Origin of the sequence: Streptomyces zhihengii, assembly GCF_016919245.1 — a bacterium.
Lineage (GTDB): Bacteria > Actinomycetota > Actinomycetes > Streptomycetales > Streptomycetaceae > Streptomyces > Streptomyces zhihengii.
Genome location: NZ_JAFEJA010000002.1, coordinates 1,482,800 through 1,503,032, shown reverse-complemented (window position 1 = coordinate 1,503,032; position 20,233 = coordinate 1,482,800). Strand labels below are relative to the sequence as shown.

The window sequence follows — 20,233 nt, the reverse complement described above, 5'->3', positions numbered from 1 at the left end:
TCGCGGCCCCCGCCGCCGGGCCCGGGAACGGGGCGGCGACGCGGGCGGGGTGCTGACGACGCCTCAGCCGGTCACCCCGAGTGGGGACTCAGCTGCGGGCCCTTGTGCAGGCAGAGCACCAGCAGGCAGCTCCGGATCGTGACGTCGTCGACGGCGGGACCGCGGTTGCCGGGCGTGGTGCTGGTGAAGGTCAGCGTCGCCGAGGTGTGGAGCACCGTGGTGAAGTACGCGGTGCGCTGCTCCCAGCCCATGTCGCGGGGGCCGCGGCCGGTGGTGTCGAAGGTGAGGTCGTCGATGAGGGCGCCGTTGACCCTGACGTCCCCCGTCTTGACCACGGGCGACGGACCGCCGGTGTTGCCGGCCAGCTTGTAGGTGACGACGTAGGTGGTGAGCGGGAGCGTGGGGACGGTCCGGGAGATGCTGCCGGGAGCGCCTCCGCTGAGGTCGACGGACTGGTCGCCCTCGGCGGCGTCCCACAGCCGGTCGGAGACCAGGTCGACGCTGCCGCCCCCGACCGTCCAGGGGCCGAAGGTCTGGCCGGCGGCCATGTAGGTGAACGGCTGCGGGGCCGGGACGACCGGCTCCTCGAAGCCGTCGGGCCACGCCCCCGTGGTGAGGGTGGCGGGGGACGGCGCGGCGGAGGCGGTCGCGGCGGTGGTGCCCAGCAGAAGTGCCGCCGCGGACAGGGCGGTTATGCACATGCGTAAGTGACGCATCAGGGCCTTCCGGTCAGGAGTGACGCCTCACGGCGGGGCCCCGTGCGAGAACCCAATCGGAGTGTGCAGCGGCCGCCGGAGGCCGCCAAGGGCACGGTCCTCCCACCGGGTCCGGTGCGCCTTCCGCCGCGACTGCTCCGTGTGGGTGTCGGGGAGCACGGGCACCGGGCCCGCACGCCCCGGCGCACGCATGCCCTGACCTGGATCGATGTCGAACCTCCTGCTGCCGGGCGCCACGCCGGAGGCATGGGCGCCCGCGCCGGGGCGTGCGGCCGGACACCCGCGCTCCGACGCATCTCCGGCCGCCCGTCCGGCCGCTCGGCCGACGGCGGGCGGACGGCTCGCGGAGCCACGCGGATCGCACCGAACCGGGAACTTCTCCCGGGTGCCGGCGCATGGGGGCGCCGGGGGCGGTTACCAGTCGTCCATGACCAGAGACCGGACCCACCGTGACACCGCGTCCCCTCCGAGGGCTGAGGGCGAGGCGCCGGACACCCCGACCGACCTCGGCAAGAAGTCCTGGGGCGCGGTGCTCAAACGCACCGTGAAGGAGTTCCAGCAGGACGAGCTGACCGACCGGGCCGCGTCCCTGACGTACTACGCCGTACTGGCGCTGTTCCCCGCGCTGCTGGTGCTGATCTCGATGCTGGGGATCGCCGGGGACTCGGCCACGCAGTCGGTGCTCGACAACATCAAGAAGCTGGCCCCGGGCCCCGCCCGGGACGTGCTGACCGACGCGGTGACGCAGTTACAGGGCAGCGCGGGGGTCGGCTCGGTGCTGGCCGTGGTCGGCCTGCTGGGCGCCCTGTGGTCCGCCTCCGGCTATGTGGGGGCGTTCATCCGTACCTCCAACGCGGTGTACGACCTGCCGGAGGGCCGCCCCGTCTGGAAGGTGCTCCCGGTACGCGTGGGCCTGACGCTGCTGCTGATGGTGCTCGCCTGCGTCACCGCGCTGATGGTCGTCTTCACCGGCGGTCTGGCCCGCGAGCTGGGGACGGCGCTGGGCATCGGCGACACGGCGCTGACGGTGTGGGCGATCGCCAAGTGGCCGGTGCTGGTGCTGCTGGTCGCGCTGATGCTGGCGATCCTGTACTGGGCCGCGCCCAACGCCAAGGGCCGCGGCTTCCGGTTCGTGACGCTGGGCAGCCTGCTCGCCCTGCTGATCTGGCTGATCGCGTCGGCCGGCTTCGCCGTCTACGTCGCCAACTTCGGCTCGTACAACAAGACCTACGGCACCCTGGCCGGTGTCATCGTCTTCCTCGTGTGGCTGTGGATCACCAATCTCGCCATCCTGCTCGGCCTGGAGTTCGACGCGGAGATGGACCGGGAGCGCGCCATCGTGGCGGGCCACCCGCCGCGGGAGGAGCCGTACGTCGAGCCCCGGGACACCCGCAAGTGGAGCGAGGAGGACCGGCGGGCGATGGGTGACACCGGCCCCGAGGACCCCGAGGACCGGCGGGGGGACTGACTGACCGGGAGGCTCGTGCCCGGGGCGGCGCCGCGCGGGGACTGCGCGGCGCCGCCCCGGGTACGCGGGGGCCCAGGACGGATCGAATGCGGGTCCGGGCCCAGTCGGTTCGAGGGAAGGACACGCGATGAAGGCGTCCAAAATCGCCTACAAGCCGGTCGGCATGGTCCTGGGAGCGGTCAGCGGCGCTCTCGCGGGCGCGTTGTTCAAGCAGGTCTGGAAGAAGCTCGGCCACGACGACGACGCACCGGACGCCACGGACCCCGACCGCACCTGGCGCGAGGTCCTGCTCGCCGCCACGCTCCAGGGCGCCGTGTTCGCCGCCGTCAAGGCGGGTGTGGACCGCGCGGGCGCGACCGCCGTGCACCGTGCGACGGGGGTGTGGCCCGGCTGACGGGGGCACGGCGCCGTTCGGCGCCCCGTCCGCGCGGGGAGCGCGCGAACGGGGCGCCGAACGGTTTCCGGGGGATCCGGCGGGGCGTCGGGGGCCTAGGGGACGCGCCAGCTGTCGTCGCCGAGATGGGATCCCGCCATGGGGCCCATGCGGAGCATGCCCCCGTCCACGGGCCAGGAGGCGCCGGTGACGTACGACGCCTCGGGGCCGGCCAAGAAGCCGACGACGGCCGCCACCTCGCGCGCGTCGCCGGGGCGGCGCAGCGGCACGCCGGGGCGCTCCGCGGCGTGGACGTCGGTGTCGGTCTGCCCGGTCATGGGGGTGGCGATCTCCCCCGGGGCAACCGCGTTGACGGTGATGCCGTGCTCGGCGAGTTCGAGTGCCATCACCTGCGTCAGCAGGCCGAGGCCGCCCTTCGCCGCGCAGTAGGGGGCGGCGCCCACCCGGGGCGCGTGTTCGTGCACCGAGGTGATGTTGACGATCCGGCCGCCGTCGCCCTGCTCGATCATGTGGCGGGCGGCCCGCTGCGCGCAGAGCAGCGGGCCGACCAGATCGACGTCCAGCACGCGCTGCACGGTGGCGAGTTCGAGGTCGAGGAACGGGGTGGCGGTTCCGGTGCCCGCGTTGTTCACGAGCACGTCGACGCGTCCCAGCTCCCGGGCGAAGATGTCGACGACGTCCGCCGCGTCCGGCAGCACGGTGAGGTCGCAGTGCTCGACGACGGCCTGCCCGCCGTGCCGCCCCACTTCGTGCGCGGTCTCCTCCGCGCCCCGTTCGTCGGAGTGGAAGGTGAGGCCGACGTCCATTCCCAGGGCGGCGAGCCGGACGGCGCTGGCCCGGCCGATGCCCGAATCGGCGCCGGTGACAACGGCCACCCGTCGTCCCGTGTACGCGTCGGACATGGCGCCTCCTTCGGCGGTCCGGCGCCCGGGGGCGGGCGCCGTGCGGGGGGAGGTGGGCCGGCCGCGCGGCCGGCCCACCTCCCGGTCGACGGATCTGCTGGTCTGCGGGTCAGCGGCCGAGCGCCTCGCGCAGTTCCTGCTTGTTCATCGAGGAGCGGCCCTCGATGTTCTTCTTCTTCGCCTCTTCGTAGAGCTGGTCCCTGGTGGGGCCCTGGGCGCCCTGGTGGGAGCGTTCGCCGCCGCGCTGGGAAGCCGACTTCCTGTCCTGCGTCGAGGTCCTGCTCGCCGTCTTCGACTCGCCGGCGCGGGCACGCTCCTTGTTGACCGTGCGTGCGGCGATCTCCTCGGCGCGGCCGGTGGACTCGCCCCGCCGCTCCGCGCTGTCCTTGATGTGCTCGTACTGCCGTTCCCTCTTGGCGTTCGATCCTGCCGGCATGGCCGCCTCCGATCCGATCACGGTGTCGCCTGCGGTGACTGCTCGCGCTCCCCCGGGTTCCCGGCCCGGCCGCTGGTATGCGGCCCGTCCGGCCGGTGCGCGCGGGCGCTCAGCCGCCGCTGCGGGTGCCGGGCGGGTCCTGGGGGTCGACCCCGGTGGTCGCCGAGGCGTCCTTCGTCCCGCTGGGCCGCTGCGAGCGGCCCCTGCGTCCGGCAGAGTGCATGCCTTCCTCGCCGGACCGCGGCCCGCGCCGTTCGCCGCGGGCGCCGGTGCTCGGCACGGTGTCACCCGGGACGTCCTCGGTCTCCTCCTCGGAGACCTTCCGGCCGGGTCCCTTCCCCGGGGCGTGCCGCTCGGGGTGGAAGGAGCGGTGGGCGCTCGGGTTGTCCTGCCGGCGCGTCTCGTCCACGTCCGGCGACCAGCCGTGCTGGGCGCCCCCGTGCCTGCTCGGCCCCTCACCGTGTGAGGAACCGGACGACTTCGGCTGCTGGGACATGTCCTCACCTGCCTTCTTCCGGACGAGGCTGCTTCCCGCCTCTCGTATGCGGTGTCCGGATTCGGGCGAAGTAGTCATGTCGTTCCGCGGGACGGTGCCGGGCGGCGCTACAGCAGGTCGTAGATCTGGAAGCCGGTGCCGATCCTGACCGGCTTCTCCCAGACCCCGGGCGCGGTGCCCGTGCCCGAGTACCGGTAGAGGTCGCCGTCCGGCTCGCGGGCGATCAGGTCGGCCCTGCCGTCCGCGTCGAGGTCGCCGACGGACAGCAGCCGGTCGTAGGCGTTCCAGCCGCCGCCGATGCGCGTGCGGGGTGCGAAGGGGGCCTTGCGGTCGCCGGTGCCGGGGTGGAGCCACAGGACGCCCGCGGTGTCCCGGGCGACGATGTCGGGCCTGCCGTCGCCGGTCAGGTCCCCCTGGCCGGCGAGCTGGGTGTAGGCGCCCCAGCCGCCGCCGACGCGGGTGCGTGCGGTGAGGGAGCCGTCCGGGCGGGCCAGGTGCAGCCACAGGACGCCCTTCTTGTCGCGGGCGACGAGGTCGGCCTCCGGGGCGCCCCCGAGGTTCCCGGGGGACAGCACGGAGGTGTAGACGTCCCAGCCGGTGCCGACCTGCTCGCTGTGGTAGGCGAGCCGGTCGTCGATCCAGGAGTGGTCGAGGGTCCCGTCCTCGTACAGGTTCCAGGTGCCGTCGCTCCAGCCGTCGCCGTCGTCGTCCACGTCGATCGAGTCGGCGAAGGTGCCGTAGCCGACGGCCACGTGCTCGCGGGGCTCGAAGCCGCCCTCGCGGTCCGTGAAGTACAGGTACGGCTCGGCGGTCTCCCGGTCGACGCCCTTCATCGAGAAGCTGGGCGTGTCGACGCGGGGGCCCGGCGCGGGACGGGCCGCGGCGAAGGCGCCGCCGGCCGTCGCGGCCATGACGGCCGTGACGGCGGTGGCCACGAGCGCGCCCCGGAGCGCGTACCGGCGCCGACCGATGATCATGGAACTCCCCCTGCCGTGTCCCCGACGGCCCCGCCCTGCGGCCTCGATGACTCAGCACCCTCTCAAGATCGGCTCCCTCCCACAAGGTCTCCGCGGAGCGCGGACCCCCGGTGCGGGTGCGACGAGCGGATCAGGCCGCGCTCCAGTGGTGGGCGCGGCCGCCGCGCCACTCCACCCACCGGGGGTCGTCCAGCACCGCCTCCGGGTCGAGGATCCCGGCGGCCTCCAGGAAGACGACGAGATCGTGGTCCGAGTACGCGGTCCCCAGGATCTCGTCACGGCCCTGGGTGTGGACGGTGACCCGCCGGCCGCCGGACGCCGAGGGCCTGTGCACGATGATCGGCGCAGTTCTCATACGTTCCAGGCTGCGCCGGGTGCGCCGGGGCGGCCACCGCTCCCGCGGACGGCCGCCCCGGGGAGCGCCGGGCGGCGCTCCGGGCACCGTCAGACGGTGAACGCCTCGACGAGGGTCCAGATCGCGAGTCCGGCCATGCACACGGCGCCGATGCGCTGGACGGTCTTCAGGGGGACCCGCTGCGCGATGAAGCGGCCCACCAGCAGGGCGAGGGCGGAGACCGACATCAGGGCGAGTGCGGAACCGATCGCGGTGGGGAGCCAGCCGTTGGTGGCGGCGAGGTTGGCGGTGGTGATCTGGGTGAGGTCGCCCCACTCGCTGATGAAGACGGCCATGAACGCGGTGGTGTACACGGGCCAGAAGCCGGTGACGGTCTTCGCCCCGCCCTCCTCGTCCTCGTCGTCCCCGCCCCTCAGCAGGACGAACGCGCCGAACGCGAACAGCGCCGCCGAGACCAGCTTGACGGCCATCTCCGGGAGCAGTCCGAGCAGGCTGCCCGCGCCGACCGCGATGGCGACGTGCACCACGAAGGCGGTGGAGGTGCCGAACCAGACGTACAGCGGCCGCATCCGCGTGCCCATGGCCAGGGAGGCGAACATGGTCTTGTCGGGGAGCTCCGCGAGGAAGATCAGACCGAAGGCGGTGAGCATCGCCACGGGGTCGAAGGTCATTCCCTTGCTTTCTGCTGGGGCCGGGCCGTCGGCTCGTGCGGCACCCAGGGGGCGACGGGAGGAACCACTCGGCCCGGCACGACGGTGGTGACCCCACCCATGTGGGGCCGCATCATGCCTGGCCGAAGGTCTCGTCCGCCCCGCAGAGTATGCGGCGGCCCGGTGGCCGGGGCACCCAAGGGCGCCCAGTGTGTCGACCAGCGGTTCTCGGGACTACTCCCCTTCGCTGCCGACCAGGGTAACAGCCGCGCCCGAGGCGGCCCGCACCGGTTGCGCTCCCCTCGCGTGCGGGGACCATGGGTCGGAGCACTGCGCGGCAGAAAGGACAGCCGTGAACGGGTCTCCTGTCGTCCTGCACAACGCCCGGCTGATCGACGGCACGGGCGCCCCGCCCGTCGCGGACGGCGCGCTGGTCGTCGACGGTCCGCGGATCGGCTGGTGCGGGCCCGCCCGGCACCTGCCGGACGACCCCGCGCTGCGGGGCGCCGTACGCGTGGACCTCGGTGGGCGGACGGTGTGCCCCGGGTTCTTCGACGTCCATGTGCACTTCGCGCTGCCCGGTCCGGCCGGCAACCCGCTGACGGGCGCCGGCGAACCCGTCACCTACCGGGCCCTGAAGGTCCTCGACCGGCTGCGCACCACGCTCCACAACGGGGTGACCACCGCACGCGATCTGATGGGCATCGACGCGGGCTTCCGCCGCGCCGTGGCCGAGCGACGCATCGAGGGGCCGAGGCTGCTGGTCGCCGTGGCGATGCTCAGCCAGACCGCCGGGCACGCGGACTTCCGTCTGCCCGGGGGCGTCGACGGGCTGCGGACCGCGGTCGCCTTCCCCGGCAGTCCCGGCGGCATCGTCGACACCGTCGACGAGATCCGCACCCGGGTCCGCGCGCTGGTGGCCGCCGGGGCCGACTGCGTCAAGCTCGCCACCAGCGGCGGCGTCACCTCCCCGCACGACCGGCCCGAGTGGCTCGGTCTGCGTCCCGAGATGGTGCGGGCGGCCGTGGAGGAGGCCGCCGCCTACGGCGGGCTGCCGGTCGCGGTGCACGCGATCGGGGAGGCGGGCATCGCCGCCGCGGTCCGTTCCGGGGTCGCGAGCATCGAGCACGGCTACGCCCTGACCGACGAACTGCGGGCGGAGATGGCCGAGCGGGGGCAGTTCCTCGTCCCCACCCTGCTGGAGACGATGGCGGAGCCCGACCCCGGCCGGGTGCCGCCCGCCGTGTACGCCAAGGCGGTGCGGTGGCACCGCACCGCCCAGGAGGCGTTCGCACGTTCCGTCGGCGCCGGGGTGCGCGTGGCCCTGGGCACCGACGCGGGGCTGACGGCCCCGCACGGGGCCAATCTGCGGGAGCTGGGCCTGATGGTGCGGTTCGGCGGGATGACCCCGCTCCAGGCCATCCGTGCCGCGACCGCCGACGCGGCCGAACTCTGCGGTGTCGCGGACGCCCTGGGCTCGCTCACCGCCGGACGGACCGCCGACCTCGTGGTCTGCGGCACCGACCCGCTCGCCGACATCGACTCCCTCGGCAGCCCCGACGCGATCCACGCCGTCGTCAAGGAGGGGTGCGTCGCGGTCGACCGGGCGGGCGTGCTCCGGGACGCGGGCCTGCCCCTCCTGGTGCCGTGACCCGGACCCGGCACGCTCCCCGCGGGCGGCGGGAACCGCCGGGCGCGCGGCGGCGTCCTCGTCGCCGTCCGCTGTGGGTGCGAACGGGGAGGCCGTCATCACCGCCATCATGTCCGAGCCGGCCGGTCCGGCCGTGCGGCCGAGCCGGTGGGGCGGGGTCGTCAGGGTGCTGCTGGGGGTGGTCGGCGGCGTCCTGCTGACCACGGCGTTCATGACGGTGATGTGGTGGCCCCGGTCCGAGGTGCTGCACCGGGCCGAGGCTCCGGCGTCGGTGGTGTACGAGGACGGGTCGCCCCACTTCCTGGGTCTGGTGCACCGGCACACGCTGTCCGGACGGCACGACTACCGGCTGGTGATCGGCAGGGATCCCGGGCTGTCCTACGGACACTGGGTCGACGTGGGCGCCTTCGAGGCGGTCGAGGGTGTGCAGTCCACCGCGTGGACGGCGGAGGGGGTGCGCGTCCGGTTCCGGACCGGGCACGAGGTGTTCGTCCCGGCGGAGTACTTCCTGTTCGGGCGGTGACGGCCGGACGCGGCCGCACCGCGACCGCGCGTCCGGCGCGGGGAAACCGCGGGGGAAACCCGGTGGCCCGGCGGGGGCCGCGGCCGCGAGACTCCCGGGGTGACTCTTCACGAGAACGAGGTCCCGGTCGACGGCGCGCTGGTGCGGGAACTGCTGCGGGAGCAGCGGCCCGAGTGGGCGGCGCTGCCGCTGGCGCCCGCGGGCGCCGGCACGGAGAACACCATGTACCGGCTGGGCGACGAACTGCTCGTGCGGCTGCCCAGGACCACGGAGGCGGCCGGCTCGCTGGCGAAGGAGCGGCACTGGCTCCCCCGCCTGGCGCCCCTGCTCGGCCGGGCCGTGCCCGAGCCCGTGCACTCCGGGGACCCCGGGCCCGGTTATCCGCTGCCGTGGTCGGTGCACCGCTGGATCGAGGGCGCGGAGGCGGGCCCCGCGACGGTACGGGACTGGGCCGCTTTCGGGACCGATCTCGCCGCCTTCGTACGGGAGTTGCACGGCATCGGGCTGATGGGCGCCACCCGTGCGGGTGATCTCGCCTGGTACCGCGGCGGGACCCTCGGGGCGTGCGCCGGGTGGGTGGGCCGCGACTTCGGGACGTGCCGCGCCGCCGGGGACACCCACCTCGACCTCGACAGGCTGGAAGCGCTGTGGAACGCGGCGCTGGAGCTGCCCGACTCCCCGGCGCCGCACGTGTGGCTGCACGGGGACCTGAAGCCGACCAACCTCCTCGTGCGGGAGGGCAGGCTGCACGCCGTCATCGACTTCGGGGCGCTGTCGGTGGGGCTTCCGGACGCCGAGCACGCGACGGTCTGGGACCTGCCGGCCGCCGCCCGCCACGCCTACCGGGCCGCTCTGGACCTGGACGACGCGACCTGGCACCGCGCGCGGGCCTGGGCCGTCGCGGTCGGTGTCACCGGTGTCGCGTACTACCGGCACACGTTCCCCGCGTTCGTCGACGAGTGCACCGCACGGCTGCGGGCGATCCTGGCGGACGCTGACGCGGAGGTGTGAGCCGGGGACGGGAGGTGCCGGGGTGTGAGCCGGGGCGGGAGGAGCCGGGGCGGGCCCGGCGGCTGAGCGCGGCAGCGGCCGTGGGCGGTCTGCGGCCTGCGGCCTGCACCGGGGCCGATGGTCCGTCAGCAGCCGCTCGCATAGGGTGATCCGGCCACGGAGGAAGGCGCGCCCCGCGCGCCCGTTCGACGGAGGGGCCATCGAGCTTCGGGAGCAGGACCGCGACGCCTCCCGCACCGCCGCGGCTCCGGACGCGCCGGCGTGGCCGTCGGCGCGGGGCGCGGTCATCGTGCCGGCGCTCGCCGCGCTGGCCCTCGGGCTGTGGGGCCTCACCCGGCAGGGGACCCTGTGGCGGGACGAGTCCGTCACGTACCAGGTCGCACACCGGAGTCTGCCGGAGATCGTGGATCTGCTGGGCGGCGCCGATGCCGTGCACGGGCTCCACTACCTCGCCATGCACGCCCTGTTCGGGGTGTGGGACGGCGGTCTGCTCACGCTGCGGCTCCCCTCGGCCGTGGCCGTCGCCGCAGCCGCCGGGCTCGTCGCCGCGACCGGTCTGCGCCTGACGGGACGCCCCGCGGTGGGGCTCGTCGCCGGGCTGGTGTTCGCGGTGACCCCCGAGGTGCAGATGTACGCGCAGGAGGGCCGCTCCTACGCCCTGGTCTGCGCGCTGGTGGCGCTCGCCACCTGGCAGTTCACCGGGCTGGGCCCGGACGCGACGCCGGGCCGCTGGTTCCGCTACGGGGCGGTGGTCCTGACGGCCGCGCTGCTGCACGAGTTCGCGGTGCTCGCGCTGCTCGCCCACGGCGTGGCGCTTCGGTTCTCCCCCGCCGCGGCCTCCCGCGCGCGCAGGTGCTTCGCCGTCACGGCGGCGGCCGTGGCCATGGCGCTGGCGCCGCTGGCCGTCCTCAGCGCGGCCCAGTCGGGCCAGGTGTCCTGGATCAGCGGCCCGGGTGCGCGCGAGTGGTGCGAGATCGCGGGCTTCGCCGCCCTGGCCGTGGTCTGCCGGTGGTTCCTGGCACGGCGGGGAGGGAGCGCGGCGGCCGTCGGCACGCCCGCCCTGGCGCTGGCGCTGCTGCCGACCGCGGTCCTGCAGTCGGCGGCGGTGCACCAGCCGGTCTACGTGGACCGCTACGTGCTCTACTCCCACATCGGTCTCGCCCTGCTCGTCGGCGCGGCGCTGGTACGGGCGGCGGACGGTGCGGGACGGGTGGTGCGCGGCCGGGCCGCGCGGGCGGCGGCGGTGGGTGCCGCGGGCCTGCTGTGCGCGCCGGCGCTGCTGCCGGTCAGTGCGCAGATGAGGACGCCGGACAGCCGCAAGGACGACGTCACGGCCATCGCCGCGGAGGCGGCACGGCTGTCGGCGGGGGCCGACGCCGTCCTGTTCACCCCGGCCCGGCGCCGTGAGTGGACGCTGTCGTATCCCGGCCGCCTCGCCGGGACGGCCGACATCGCGCTCGCGGAGTCCCCCGCGGCGTCGGGGACGCTCCAGGGGACCGAGGTGGCGCCCGGGGAGATCGGGCGGCGGCTGTCGCGCGCCCGCGTGGTGGTGGTGCTCGCCGACCCGGAGGGGCAGCCGCTGGACACGACGCCCGCGGAGCGGGTCAAGCGCCGGGTGCTCGCACGCGACTTCACCGTCTGCGCCCGCACGGACCTCAAGGGCGGTCGCGTGACGCTGTACGCCCGCACGGTCTGCCCGCCGCCCGCCGCCGACTGAGCACACCGCCGTTCGTCCGCCGGACCCGCACGCCGCTCCGACATCTGCACCTGCGCCCGCACCCGCTGATGTCTGCGCCGTCGGCCTCCGCACCGCAGACAGCCGTGCCGTCGAGAGCCCTGCCGTCGGCGGTCGTGTCGTGGGCGAACGTGTCGTTGACAGCCGAAGCTAATGCTATTAGCTTTACGGCTAACGACATTAACCACGGCACACCGACCCACGGGGTGGATCATGACCGAGTTCCTGGAGACCGACGGCGGCCGCCTCGCGTACGAGGTGACCGGCGAGGGGCCACTGATCGTGCTCGCCCACGGCATGGGCGACAACAGAGCGGCCTTCCGGGAGCTGGGCGCCCTGCTCGCCGGGGCCGGCCACCGGGTCGCCGCGGTGGACCAGCGGGGGCACGGCGAGTCGAGCACCGGCTGGGCGTCCTACACCCGCACCGACGCGGCGGGCGACCTGCTCGCCGTGATCCGCCACCTGGGCGGCCCCGCGGTCGTCGTGGGCCACTCCTTCGCCGGGGGCGCCGCCACCATCGCGGCCGCCGAGGCGCCCGAACTGGTCACCGCCGTGGTGGAGATCAGCCCCTTCACCCGCGCGCAGAAGATCGACGCACGCGCCCTGCTCTCCGACGCCCGCTACCGCAAGGGCATGTCGCTGCTCCTCGGCACGGGACTGCTGCGCAGCGTCGGCCTGTGGAAGCGCTACCTGGACCACGCCTACCCGGGCACTCGGCCCGAGGGGTACGCCGCGCACCGGGAAGCGCTGGAGGCAGATCTGCGCAGGCCGGGCCGGATGGCCGTGGTGAGCAGGATGGGCATGTCCGCCCCCGTCGACGCGGGCGCCCGGCTGGGCGACATCCGCTGCCCCGCACTGGTCGTCGAAGGCACCCTGGACCCCGACTGGGCGGACCCGGTGGCCGAGGGCGAGGGCATCGTGGCGATGATGCCCGAGGGGCTCGGGCGGCTGGTGACGATCGAGGGCGCGGGCCACTATCCGCACGTCCAGGCCCCCGCCGAAGTCGCCTCGGCCGTCCTGGCCTTCCTGAAGGACACCTCCCGTGCCTAGGGCGTCGCTGTCCGCGGACGCGGTCGTCGCCTTCGCTCTGGAGACCGTCGACGAGGCGGGCCCCGCCGCCCTCACCCTCTCGGCCGTCGCGGGCCGGGCGGGCGTCGCCACACCGTCCCTCTACAAGCATGTGCGCAATCTCGCCGAGCTCCGCGACCTCGTCTCGGCGCGGATCATGAACGACCTGGCCGACGAGGTCGGCCTCGCCGTGCTCGGCCGCTCGGGCGAGGAGGCGCTGCGCGCCTTCATGACGGCCTGGCGGGCCTTCACGCTCCGCGCCCCGCACCGTTACGCCGCGATGCTCCAGACCCCGGAGCCGCGTACGGCCGAGGCCGGGGAGCGGCTGCTCGACATCATCCGCGCCGCGCTGCGCTCGTACGGGATGACGGACTCGGCAGCCGTCCACATGGCCCGCTGCCTGCGCGCCGCGGTCCACGGCTTCGCCGTCCTCGAGACGGACGGGGCGTTCGGGCTGCCCGAGAGCCTCGACGAGAGCCACGCGCTGCTGGTGACCATGGTGGTGGCGGGGGCGGGGGCTCCCGGGCCGCAGGGATAGAGCCGGACCGCAGGCGCCCGGCGCAACGGGGTGACGCGGGCGTCGGGCGATGAGTTCCGGCGGCGCGGGCGGTCATCTCTCACACGGACACCGGGAAGGGCCCGGCATCCGGGAGCGGGCCGAGGAGAAACCGTGAACGCCGTGAACGACGACGTCTGGCCGATGGTGCACACCGAGCGCGCGGCGCTGATCGAGGACCTGGCGGGGCTCGACGACGAGCAGTGGCGGCGGCCGTCGCTCTGCGACGGGTGGACCGTGCACGACGTGGTGGCCCACCTCGTCGACACGGCGCGCACGACACGGCTCGGGTTCGTGGCCGGGCTGGCCAGGGCCCGGTTCGACTTCGACCGGCAGAACGCGCGGGGCGTGGAGCGGGAGCGGGCCGCGTCGCCCGCGGAGACGCTGGAGCGGCTGCGGCAGGTGGCGTCGCGGACGTCCACTCCCCCGGCGCCCCTCGACAGCCGGCTCGTCGAGGAGGTCGTCCACGGGGAGGACATCCGCCGTCCGCTGGGCCTGATCCGCGCCTATCCGCCGCAGGCGGTGGTCCGGGGGCTGCGGTTGCAGCTCCGTACCCCCGCGTCGTTCGGCGGCGCCAAGGAGCTGACCTCGCGGGTGCGGCTGGCCGCGACGGACGCCGAGGTCTCCGTCGGCGAAGGACCGGAGGTGCGCGGCCCCGCGCTCTCGCTGCTGCTGGCCGTCTCCGGGCGGCGGACGGCCCTGGGGGAACTCGACGGGCCCGGTCTGAGCGCGCTCGCGTCGCCGACCGGGCCGGCCGCCTGACCGGGGCAGCGCCCGCGGGACCGCCGCCGGGGGTGCGTCGGCGGCCGGGGGTGCGTCGGCGGCCGGGGGTGCGTCGGCGGCCTTGCGCGCGGCTGCGGCCTTGGGCGCGGCTGCGGACCGGGTCAGCGGCCGTGGGCGGGCGGCGGTCCCGGTCAGGCGGCCGTGGGCACGGCGGCGAACGGCGTCAGCGGCCGTGGGCGGGTGGCGGACCCGGTCAGGCGGCCGTGGGCACGGCGGCGAACGGCGTCAGCGGCCGTAGGTGTGGTGCCGGACCGGGTCAGCGGCCGTAGGTGTAGCGGCAGAGGCGGGTCACCTGCGACGAGGTGACGCCCTCCGACTCGGCGCACAGGTGCCGCATCGCGGGGACGTACCCGCGGGGAGGGGCGTGCCGGGGTGCGGAGCGCTGTCCGGGGCGCGGCGCGGGCTTCACGGCAGGGCGGGGGCGGTGGGGGCGCAGGCGCGGCGCCGGGTGCGGCCCGTGCGCCCCGCCGCGGGCCCGCTCGGCGGGCGGCGCCTGCGCCGGCCCGGCCGCCGGCGTCTCGGGACCGGTCGCGGCGAGTGCGTCGCGCCCCGCGGACTGGGCGGCCGGCAGCGGACCGGCGCCCGCACCGGGGACCACCGCGCCGGCCGGAGCGGGCCCGGCGGGCGCCGGGGAGAGGACCGGCCGGTCCCGGCCACTGCCGGTGGGGACGCTGACACAGCCGGAGACGGCGAGGACCAGGACGAGCACGAGGGGAGGGAGGAGGCGGCGCAGGAGCATGCCGCCACCGTGCCGGACGCACGCCGCCGGGCGCAGGGAGACGCGCGGCTCTCATCATGACGAGTGATCACTTCACGGACGGGCGACGCGGGAGCCGGCCGCTTCGGAGCGCCCCCGGACGAACGGGGCCGCAACACCGTCCGGAGCAGGGCCCGTTGGGTGACGAGGGCGGACCGGGGCACGCGCCGGCCGGGGCCCGCGGCGCGCCGGAGCGCCGTTCCGGCCCGGCCGCGGGACGTCAGACGTCGGCGGGCCACGCCGCCCCGGGGCACGGAACGCCGCGGGCTTCTGGCAGTCTGATCACCATGAGCGCGGACAACAGCACACCAGTGGTACGGCAGTGGACAACATGGATGCCGGTGCTGGCGTTGCTCGCACTCGCCTTCGGCTGGGGGCGCGATCTGCCCGCGCTCGGGGTGACGGTCGTCGCCCTGTGCCTGTTCGGGGCCGTGCTCGCGGCCGTCCACCACGCGGAGGTCGTCGCGCACCGCGTCGGTGAGCCGCTCGGTTCCCTGGTGCTGGCCGTCGCCGTCACGGTCATCGAGGTCGGCCTGATCGTCATGCTGATGACGGGCGGCGGCGACAAGGCGTCGACCTACGCGCGCGACACGGTCTTCGCGGCCGTGATGATCACCTGCAACGGCATCGTCGGCCTCTGCCTGCTGGTGGGCGCCGTACGCAATCGGACCGTGGTCTTCAACGCGGAGGGTTCGGGCGGCGCGCTCGCCACGGTCATCACGCTCGCCACCATGACGCTGGTGCTGCCGACGTTCACCACGGGCGCGGAGGGCCCCGAATTCACCGCCGGACAGCTCGCGTTCGCGGCGGTCGCCTCGCTCGGGCTGTACGTCCTGTTCGTCACCGTGCAGACCGTGCGGCACCGCGACTACTTCCTCCCCGTCGACCGCCGCCACGAGCGCGGGGCCACCACGGGGCAGGGGACCCGGCCGAAGTCTCCGGCGCGGGCTCAGGGTTCGGCGGGCGGCACCGGGGGCGCGGCGGCCGGCGACAGGACCGGTGCGGCCGTCCGGGAGGCCCCGGACGCGGGCGAGGGCGCGGTCGGGACCGACGACGGCGAGGAGCACGCTCCGCCGCCGCCGAACCGCGCGGCCCTGATCAGCCTGGGCCTGCTGCTGCTCTCGCTGATCACCGTGGTCGGCAACGCCAAGGTCATCTCCCCGACGATCGAGCGCGGAGTGGACAACGCGGGGCTGCCCTACGGCGTGGTGGGTGTCGTCATCGCGCTGATGGTGCTGCTGCCCGAGACGCTGTCCGCCGTCCGCTCGGCCCGCCGCGACCGGATGCAGACCAGCCTCAATCTGGCCTACGGCTCGGCGATCGCCAGCATCGGACTGACCGTCCCCACCATCGCGTTCGCCTCCATCTGGCTGTCCGGGGACCTGGAGCTCGGACTCCAGCCGGTGCATCTGGTGCTGCTCGCGCTGACCGCCGTGGTGAGCGCGCTGACGGTCGTGCCGGGGCGCGCGAACCTCTTGCAGGGCGGGGTGCACCTGGCGCTGTTCTCCGCGTTCATCTTCCTGTCGCTCAGTCCCTGAGGCAGGGCGCGCCGACCGCACCCGGGGCGGCTCCCGGGGCTGGTGCCGGGGCCGTGCGGCCCAGGACGGGACAGGCGCGGCGCACGGCCTCCTCGGCGGTCAGCGCCGCTCCGTTCCGGTAGGCCGTCGTGAACGCCGTGCCGCCCAGGGCGGTGCGGGCCGCGGCGGCGGCACGGTCGACGTCCCCGCGTTCGGCCGCGGGCAGCGGGGCGCCGACGCCCCGGCGCGCCGCGTCGGCCGCGCCGAGCAGCAGGGCCGCGCACCGCGCCCCGGCGCACCGCCGCCGAGGGCGGCCGCCCCGGCGAGGCCCTCCAGCGAGAGCGCCAGCGCGCGCGGCTCGCCGAGGGAGCGCGCCACGGCGAGACCCCGCAGATGGTGGGCGGCGGCCGTGCCGGCGTCCCCGCGCAGTTCGGCGAGGAAGCCGAGTTCGGCGAGGAGCAGATGGTCGCCGGCCTCGGACGAGACATCGGCGTAGCCGTCGCGGATGCGGGCGAGGTGGGCTTCGGCGGCGTCGAGGTCCCCGGAGCGGCGGGCGCCGAGCGCCAGGCCCATCTCGGAGTGGATCTCGCCGTACTTGTAGCCCTGTTCGGCGGCGATGCGGCGGGCCTGTTCGTGCAGTTCCCTGCCGCGTTCCCAGTCCCGGGAGAGCAGGGCGAGGCGGCCCAGCCCGGAGAGCCTGGCCGAGACCTCGGCCAGCAGGCCGAGTTCCCTGGCCATGCCGAGGCCCTCGCGCTGGCGGCGCGCGGCGTCCTCGTAGTCGCCCCGGATCTCCGCGAGCGCGGCGAGCGGGGTGACGGTCTGCAGTTCGCCCCAGCGGTCGCCGAGTTCCCGGAAGAGGGCGGCGCCGCGGACGCCGTCCCGGCTGAGGCCGGCCAGGTCGCCGCGGACCAGCGCGAGCGTCGCGCGCAGGCCGAGGGCGGCGGCGGTGCCCCAGCGGTCGCCCGCCGCCGTGAACAGTCCGAGGGCCCGGTCGTTGAGCCGATCCGCCGCGCCGGGCTCCCCGGCGCTGAAGCGCCCGTAGGCGCACAGCCACAGGGCGCGCCCGCGCCGCACGGGGTCGCTGACGGCGTCGGCGTCGGCGGTTCCGGGGGGACGGTCGGGGTCGGTGTCCGAGGGCGCGTTCGTGTCCGCGAGGGCGGCCCGGGCGGTGCCGGTGTGGTCGCCGGTGAGGAGCGCGAACGCCGTGTGGAGGAGGACGAGTTCGGGGTCGGGGGCGGGGGTGGTGGCGCCGGGACCGGGGGCCGTGGCGGAGGCGGCGAGTACGGCGGTCAGGGCTCGGTGCGCCTCGATCAGACGGCCGCGCAGCAGCCACCACCAGGACAGTGCCGTCGCCAGCCGGACGGCCTCCCCCTCGTCACCCGCGGCCGCCCGGCGTACCGCCTCGTCGAGCGCGGCACGCAGATTGGCGGCCTCGGCGTCCAGCCGGGCGAGCAGATGGCGCTGGTCGGGGCCGCGCAGCAGGGGCTCGGCGTGCTCGGCGAGTGCCAGGTAGTGCCGCAGGTGCCGCCCGGCGACGGCGGTGACGTCCGCCATCTCGTGGAGCCGCTCGGTGGCGTACGCGGCGACGGACTCCAGCAGCCGGTAGCGGCGCCCGGTGGGACCGTCCACCACGACCACCAGGGAGCGGTCGACCAGCCGTGTGACGAGGTCGAGCACCTCGTCCCGGGTGACGCCGTCGCCCGCGCAGGTCGCCTCGGCCGCCTCCAGGTCGCAGCCGTCGCTGTGCACGGCGAGGCGGCGCAGCACGATGCGTTCGGGGGCGCTGAGCAGTTCCCAGCTCCAGTCGATGACCGCGCGCAGCGTCTGCTGCCGGGCCGGGGCGCCGCGCCCGCCCGTGGTCAGCACCCGGAAGCGGTCGCCGAGGCGTGCGGCCAGGCCGCGTACGCCGAGGGCGCGCACGCGGGTGGCGGCGAGTTCGAGGGCGAGCGGGATGCCGTCCAGCCGGCGGCAGATCTCGGCGACGGCCTCCCGGTCGGCGTCACCGTCGCCCGTCCCGGTGCGGCCGAAGCCGGGGTCGCGGGCGGCGGCGCGCTCGGTGAACAGCCGCACGGCGGCATCCGGGCCGAGCGGCTCGACCACGTGGACGGCCTCTCCCGCCAGGTCCAGCGGCTCCTGGCTGGTGGCCAGCACCCGCAGGCCGGGCGCGGTGCGCAGGATGAGCGCGGCCAGTTCGGCGGCGGCGTCGACGACGTGCTCGCAGTTGTCGAGCACGAGCAGGACCCGCCGGTCGCGCAGGGCGGCGGCGAGCCGGTGCGCCGGTGAGGGGGCCCCGGCGCAGCCCGCCGCACTGCCCGGCAGGGCGGCGGGCGCGCCGTCCCTGATCCCGAGCGTCGCGGAGACGACCTGCGCCAGGTCTCCGGCACCGCCCGCGCGCACCCCGGCGAACTCCACGAGCCAGACGCCGTCGGGCAGTTCGCCGTCTCCACCGGCGGCCACCCGCGCCGCCGCCGCGGCGACGGCCAGCCGCGTCTTGCCGACCCCCCCGGCCCCGGTGAGCGTCACCAGCCGCGCCCCGTCCAGCAGCCGCGAGACCTCGGCAAGCGCCTCGTCCCGCCCGACGAGCCCGGTCAACGGCACGGGAAGGTTCGACGCGACGGGGGTGGCCGCCCGCGGCGGCACGGACACGGGGGTGGCCTGGGGCCACCCTTCGCCGGGCGGAGCCGCCCCGGGTGCCGCCGCACCGGGCGCGCCCGGGAAGGCATCCGCCGCCTGTCCGTCGCCGCCGGGCGGCCGGACACCCGCGGGCCGGCCCACCTCCGGCGCGGCCGCACTCGGGGCAGAGGGAACCGCCGCACCGGGCGTGCCCGGGTACACGCCGGAACCGGCCGGCGGCCACCCGCCGGAGGGCGGAGCCGCATCCGGAGGAACCGCACCCGGCGCGGAAGGACCCGCTCCGGGTGCGGCCTGCGGGGCGGCATCCGGCCGGACACCCACGGGCGGGCCCGCCTCCGGGGCGGCAGCGCGGGCCGTCGGCGGCCACCCCCCGGAGGGTGAGCCCACCTCCGGGACGACCGCACCCGTCGGCGCACCGGTCCCGCCCGGCGGCACGGCACCGGCAGGTGAGCCCTCCTCGGGGGTGACCGCACCGTGCGTGCCCGGGAAGGCATCCGCCGCCTGTCCGTCGCCGCCGGGCGGTCGGACAGGCGCGGGCCGGCCCACCTCCGGCGCGGCCGGACGCACCGCGGCGGAACCCGCCGGCGGCCACGCCCCGGAGGCCGATTCCGGCGAGGCGCCGGGCGGCGGGGTCGTGAGGGCGGGGTCCTGGCGGAGGACGGCCTGGTGGAGGGCCGTGAGGCTGGGGCCGGGGTCGACGCCGAGGTCGTCGGCGAGGCGGGTGCGGAGGTGTTCGTAGGAGGCGAGGGCCTCGCTCTGGCGGCCGGTGAGGTAGAGCGCGCGTATCTGGGCCGCGCGCAGGCGCTCCCGCAGCGGGTGGCGTTCCACCAAGGCGGCCAGTTCGCCCGCGAGCAGCAGGTGGTCGCCGACGGCGAGGCGGGCCTCGGCCTGTTCCTCGGTGACGGACAGGCGCTGCTCGTCGAGGCGACCGGCCGCGCCGCGGACGAAGGGTTCGTCCGCGAAGTCCGCGTAGGCCGGGCCCCGCCACAGGCCGAGGGCCTCGGTGAGCAGGGCGGCCCTGGCGTGTGGATCGGCCGCGGTGCGGGCCTCGTTCGCCAGGGCGCGGAAGCGGTCCGCGTCGACCTGGCGGGCGTCCGGGTCGAGCCGCAGCCGGTAACCGGCGGGCTCGTGGGTGACGTTGTCCCGGCCGAGGACCCTGCGCAACTGGGAGACCTTGGCCTGGAGCGCTCCGGCGGGCTTGCCCGGCGGGTCGTCGCCCCACAGGTGCCGGACGAGGCGGTCGGCGGAGACCGGGCCGCCGTCGTGTGCGAGCAGGGTCGCGAGCAGCGCCCGGACCTTGGTCTCGGGCACCGTGACCGCCGTGCCCCCGTCGTCCCACACCACGAGTGGGCCGAGTACCCCGAACCGCATGCGGGCCACCGTACAGGCTGCCGGGCGGGCGGTGAGCCGCCTCCGGGCAGACGACATCGTGCGTACACAACACCGGTCGGGCGGTGGTGCGACGGGCCGTCAGCGGACCGTCAGGAAACCCTCGGCGGACCCGAAGCGGGCGGGTGCACAGTCGGCTGTGCCGGGCCGCCGTACGGGCCGGCCGCGGCAGCGCGCCGACCGACGTGCCGCCCGCGCGGCGGGTCCCGCCCACC

19 protein-coding genes are annotated in these 20,233 nt (G+C 75.9%); 10 read left to right on the top strand and 9 right to left on the bottom strand.

Annotated elements, in window-relative coordinates; all coding sequences use genetic code 11:
- Positions 1–71: 71 nt before the first annotated feature.
- Complete coding sequence (locus JE024_RS34030; RefSeq protein WP_244883367.1) at positions 72–701, bottom strand: DUF642 domain-containing protein; 630 nt, start codon at positions 699–701, stop codon at positions 72–74.
- A gap of 442 nt (positions 702–1,143) precedes the next feature.
- Here JE024_RS34030 and JE024_RS34025 point away from each other — a divergent pair, with 442 nt between their 5' ends.
- Both JE024_RS34025 and JE024_RS34020 read left to right on the top strand, forming a co-directional pair.
- The gene (locus tag JE024_RS34025) at positions 1,144–2,184 is read left to right on the top strand and encodes a YihY/virulence factor BrkB family protein (RefSeq protein WP_205377722.1); all 1,041 of its coding nucleotides are present in this window, start codon (positions 1,144–1,146) and stop codon (positions 2,182–2,184) included.
- Between the two features lie 127 nt (positions 2,185–2,311).
- A complete protein-coding gene (locus tag JE024_RS34020; protein WP_205377721.1) occupies positions 2,312–2,578 on the top strand; it encodes a DUF4235 domain-containing protein in 267 nt (88 codons plus the stop codon).
- Between the two features lie 95 nt (positions 2,579–2,673).
- Here the strand turns inward: JE024_RS34020 and JE024_RS34015 are convergent, their stop codons facing one another.
- From JE024_RS34015 to JE024_RS33990, 6 genes are all read right to left on the bottom strand, one after another.
- The gene (locus JE024_RS34015; protein ID WP_205377720.1) at positions 2,674–3,480 is read right to left on the bottom strand and encodes an SDR family oxidoreductase; all 807 of its coding nucleotides are present in this window, start codon (positions 3,478–3,480) and stop codon (positions 2,674–2,676) included.
- 109 nt (positions 3,481–3,589) lie between these two features.
- Positions 3,590–3,916, bottom strand: a complete 327-nt coding sequence (locus JE024_RS34010; protein WP_205377719.1) for a plasmid stabilization protein — start codon at positions 3,914–3,916, stop codon at positions 3,590–3,592.
- Positions 3,917–4,025: 109 nt separating this feature from the next.
- Entirely contained in the window at positions 4,026–4,412 is a 387-nt protein-coding gene (locus JE024_RS34005; protein ID WP_205377718.1) for a hypothetical protein, read from the bottom strand.
- A gap of 107 nt (positions 4,413–4,519) precedes the next feature.
- The gene (locus JE024_RS34000) at positions 4,520–5,389 is read right to left on the bottom strand and encodes an FG-GAP-like repeat-containing protein (protein ID WP_205377717.1); all 870 of its coding nucleotides are present in this window, start codon (positions 5,387–5,389) and stop codon (positions 4,520–4,522) included.
- 130 nt (positions 5,390–5,519) lie between these two features.
- The gene (locus tag JE024_RS33995) at positions 5,520–5,744 is read right to left on the bottom strand and encodes a hypothetical protein (RefSeq protein WP_205377716.1); all 225 of its coding nucleotides are present in this window, start codon (positions 5,742–5,744) and stop codon (positions 5,520–5,522) included.
- An 89-nt stretch (positions 5,745–5,833) separates the two neighbouring features.
- Complete coding sequence (locus tag JE024_RS33990; RefSeq protein WP_205377715.1) at positions 5,834–6,415, bottom strand: TMEM165/GDT1 family protein; 582 nt, start codon at positions 6,413–6,415, stop codon at positions 5,834–5,836.
- Between the two features lie 331 nt (positions 6,416–6,746).
- Here JE024_RS33990 and JE024_RS33985 point away from each other — a divergent pair, with 331 nt between their 5' ends.
- The 7 genes from JE024_RS33985 to JE024_RS33955 all read left to right on the top strand — a co-directional run bounded on the left by JE024_RS33985 (position 6,747) and on the right by JE024_RS33955 (position 13,700).
- On the top strand, positions 6,747–8,045 hold the full coding sequence (locus tag JE024_RS33985; protein WP_205377714.1) for an amidohydrolase family protein: 1,299 nt from the start codon (positions 6,747–6,749) through the stop codon (positions 8,043–8,045).
- Positions 8,046–8,154: 109 nt separating this feature from the next.
- Positions 8,155–8,568, top strand: coding sequence for a hypothetical protein (locus JE024_RS33980; protein ID WP_244883365.1), 414 nt, complete (start codon positions 8,155–8,157; stop codon positions 8,566–8,568).
- Between the two features lie 99 nt (positions 8,569–8,667).
- The gene (locus JE024_RS33975; RefSeq protein WP_205377713.1) at positions 8,668–9,579 is read left to right on the top strand and encodes an aminoglycoside phosphotransferase family protein; all 912 of its coding nucleotides are present in this window, start codon (positions 8,668–8,670) and stop codon (positions 9,577–9,579) included.
- Between the two features lie 145 nt (positions 9,580–9,724).
- On the top strand, positions 9,725–11,296 hold the full coding sequence (locus tag JE024_RS33970) for a glycosyltransferase family protein (protein ID WP_244883363.1): 1,572 nt from the start codon (positions 9,725–9,727) through the stop codon (positions 11,294–11,296).
- 231 nt (positions 11,297–11,527) lie between these two features.
- The gene (locus tag JE024_RS33965; protein ID WP_205377712.1) at positions 11,528–12,364 is read left to right on the top strand and encodes an alpha/beta fold hydrolase; all 837 of its coding nucleotides are present in this window, start codon (positions 11,528–11,530) and stop codon (positions 12,362–12,364) included.
- Positions 12,357–12,920, top strand: a complete 564-nt coding sequence (locus JE024_RS33960) for a TetR/AcrR family transcriptional regulator (RefSeq protein ID WP_205377711.1) — start codon at positions 12,357–12,359, stop codon at positions 12,918–12,920. The genes JE024_RS33965 and JE024_RS33960 overlap by 8 nt, the downstream gene beginning before the upstream one ends.
- Before the next feature lie 162 nt (positions 12,921–13,082).
- Positions 13,083–13,700, top strand: a complete 618-nt coding sequence (locus JE024_RS33955; RefSeq protein WP_205378502.1) for a maleylpyruvate isomerase family mycothiol-dependent enzyme — start codon at positions 13,083–13,085, stop codon at positions 13,698–13,700.
- Positions 13,701–13,977: 277 nt separating this feature from the next.
- On the opposite strand, the gene JE024_RS33950 is transcribed toward JE024_RS33955, so the two are convergent.
- The gene (locus JE024_RS33950) at positions 13,978–14,460 is read right to left on the bottom strand and encodes a hypothetical protein (RefSeq protein WP_205377710.1); all 483 of its coding nucleotides are present in this window, start codon (positions 14,458–14,460) and stop codon (positions 13,978–13,980) included.
- Positions 14,461–14,765: 305 nt separating this feature from the next.
- On the opposite strand from JE024_RS33950, the gene JE024_RS33945 reads away from it, so the two are divergent.
- Positions 14,766–16,016, top strand: coding sequence for a calcium:cation antiporter (locus JE024_RS33945; protein WP_205377709.1), 1,251 nt, complete (start codon positions 14,766–14,768; stop codon positions 16,014–16,016).
- Between the two features lie 99 nt (positions 16,017–16,115).
- On the opposite strand, the gene JE024_RS33940 is transcribed toward JE024_RS33945, so the two are convergent.
- On the bottom strand, positions 16,116–20,000 hold the full coding sequence (locus JE024_RS33940) for a BTAD domain-containing putative transcriptional regulator (RefSeq protein ID WP_244883361.1): 3,885 nt from the start codon (positions 19,998–20,000) through the stop codon (positions 16,116–16,118).
- Positions 20,001–20,233: the final 233 nt, after the last annotated feature.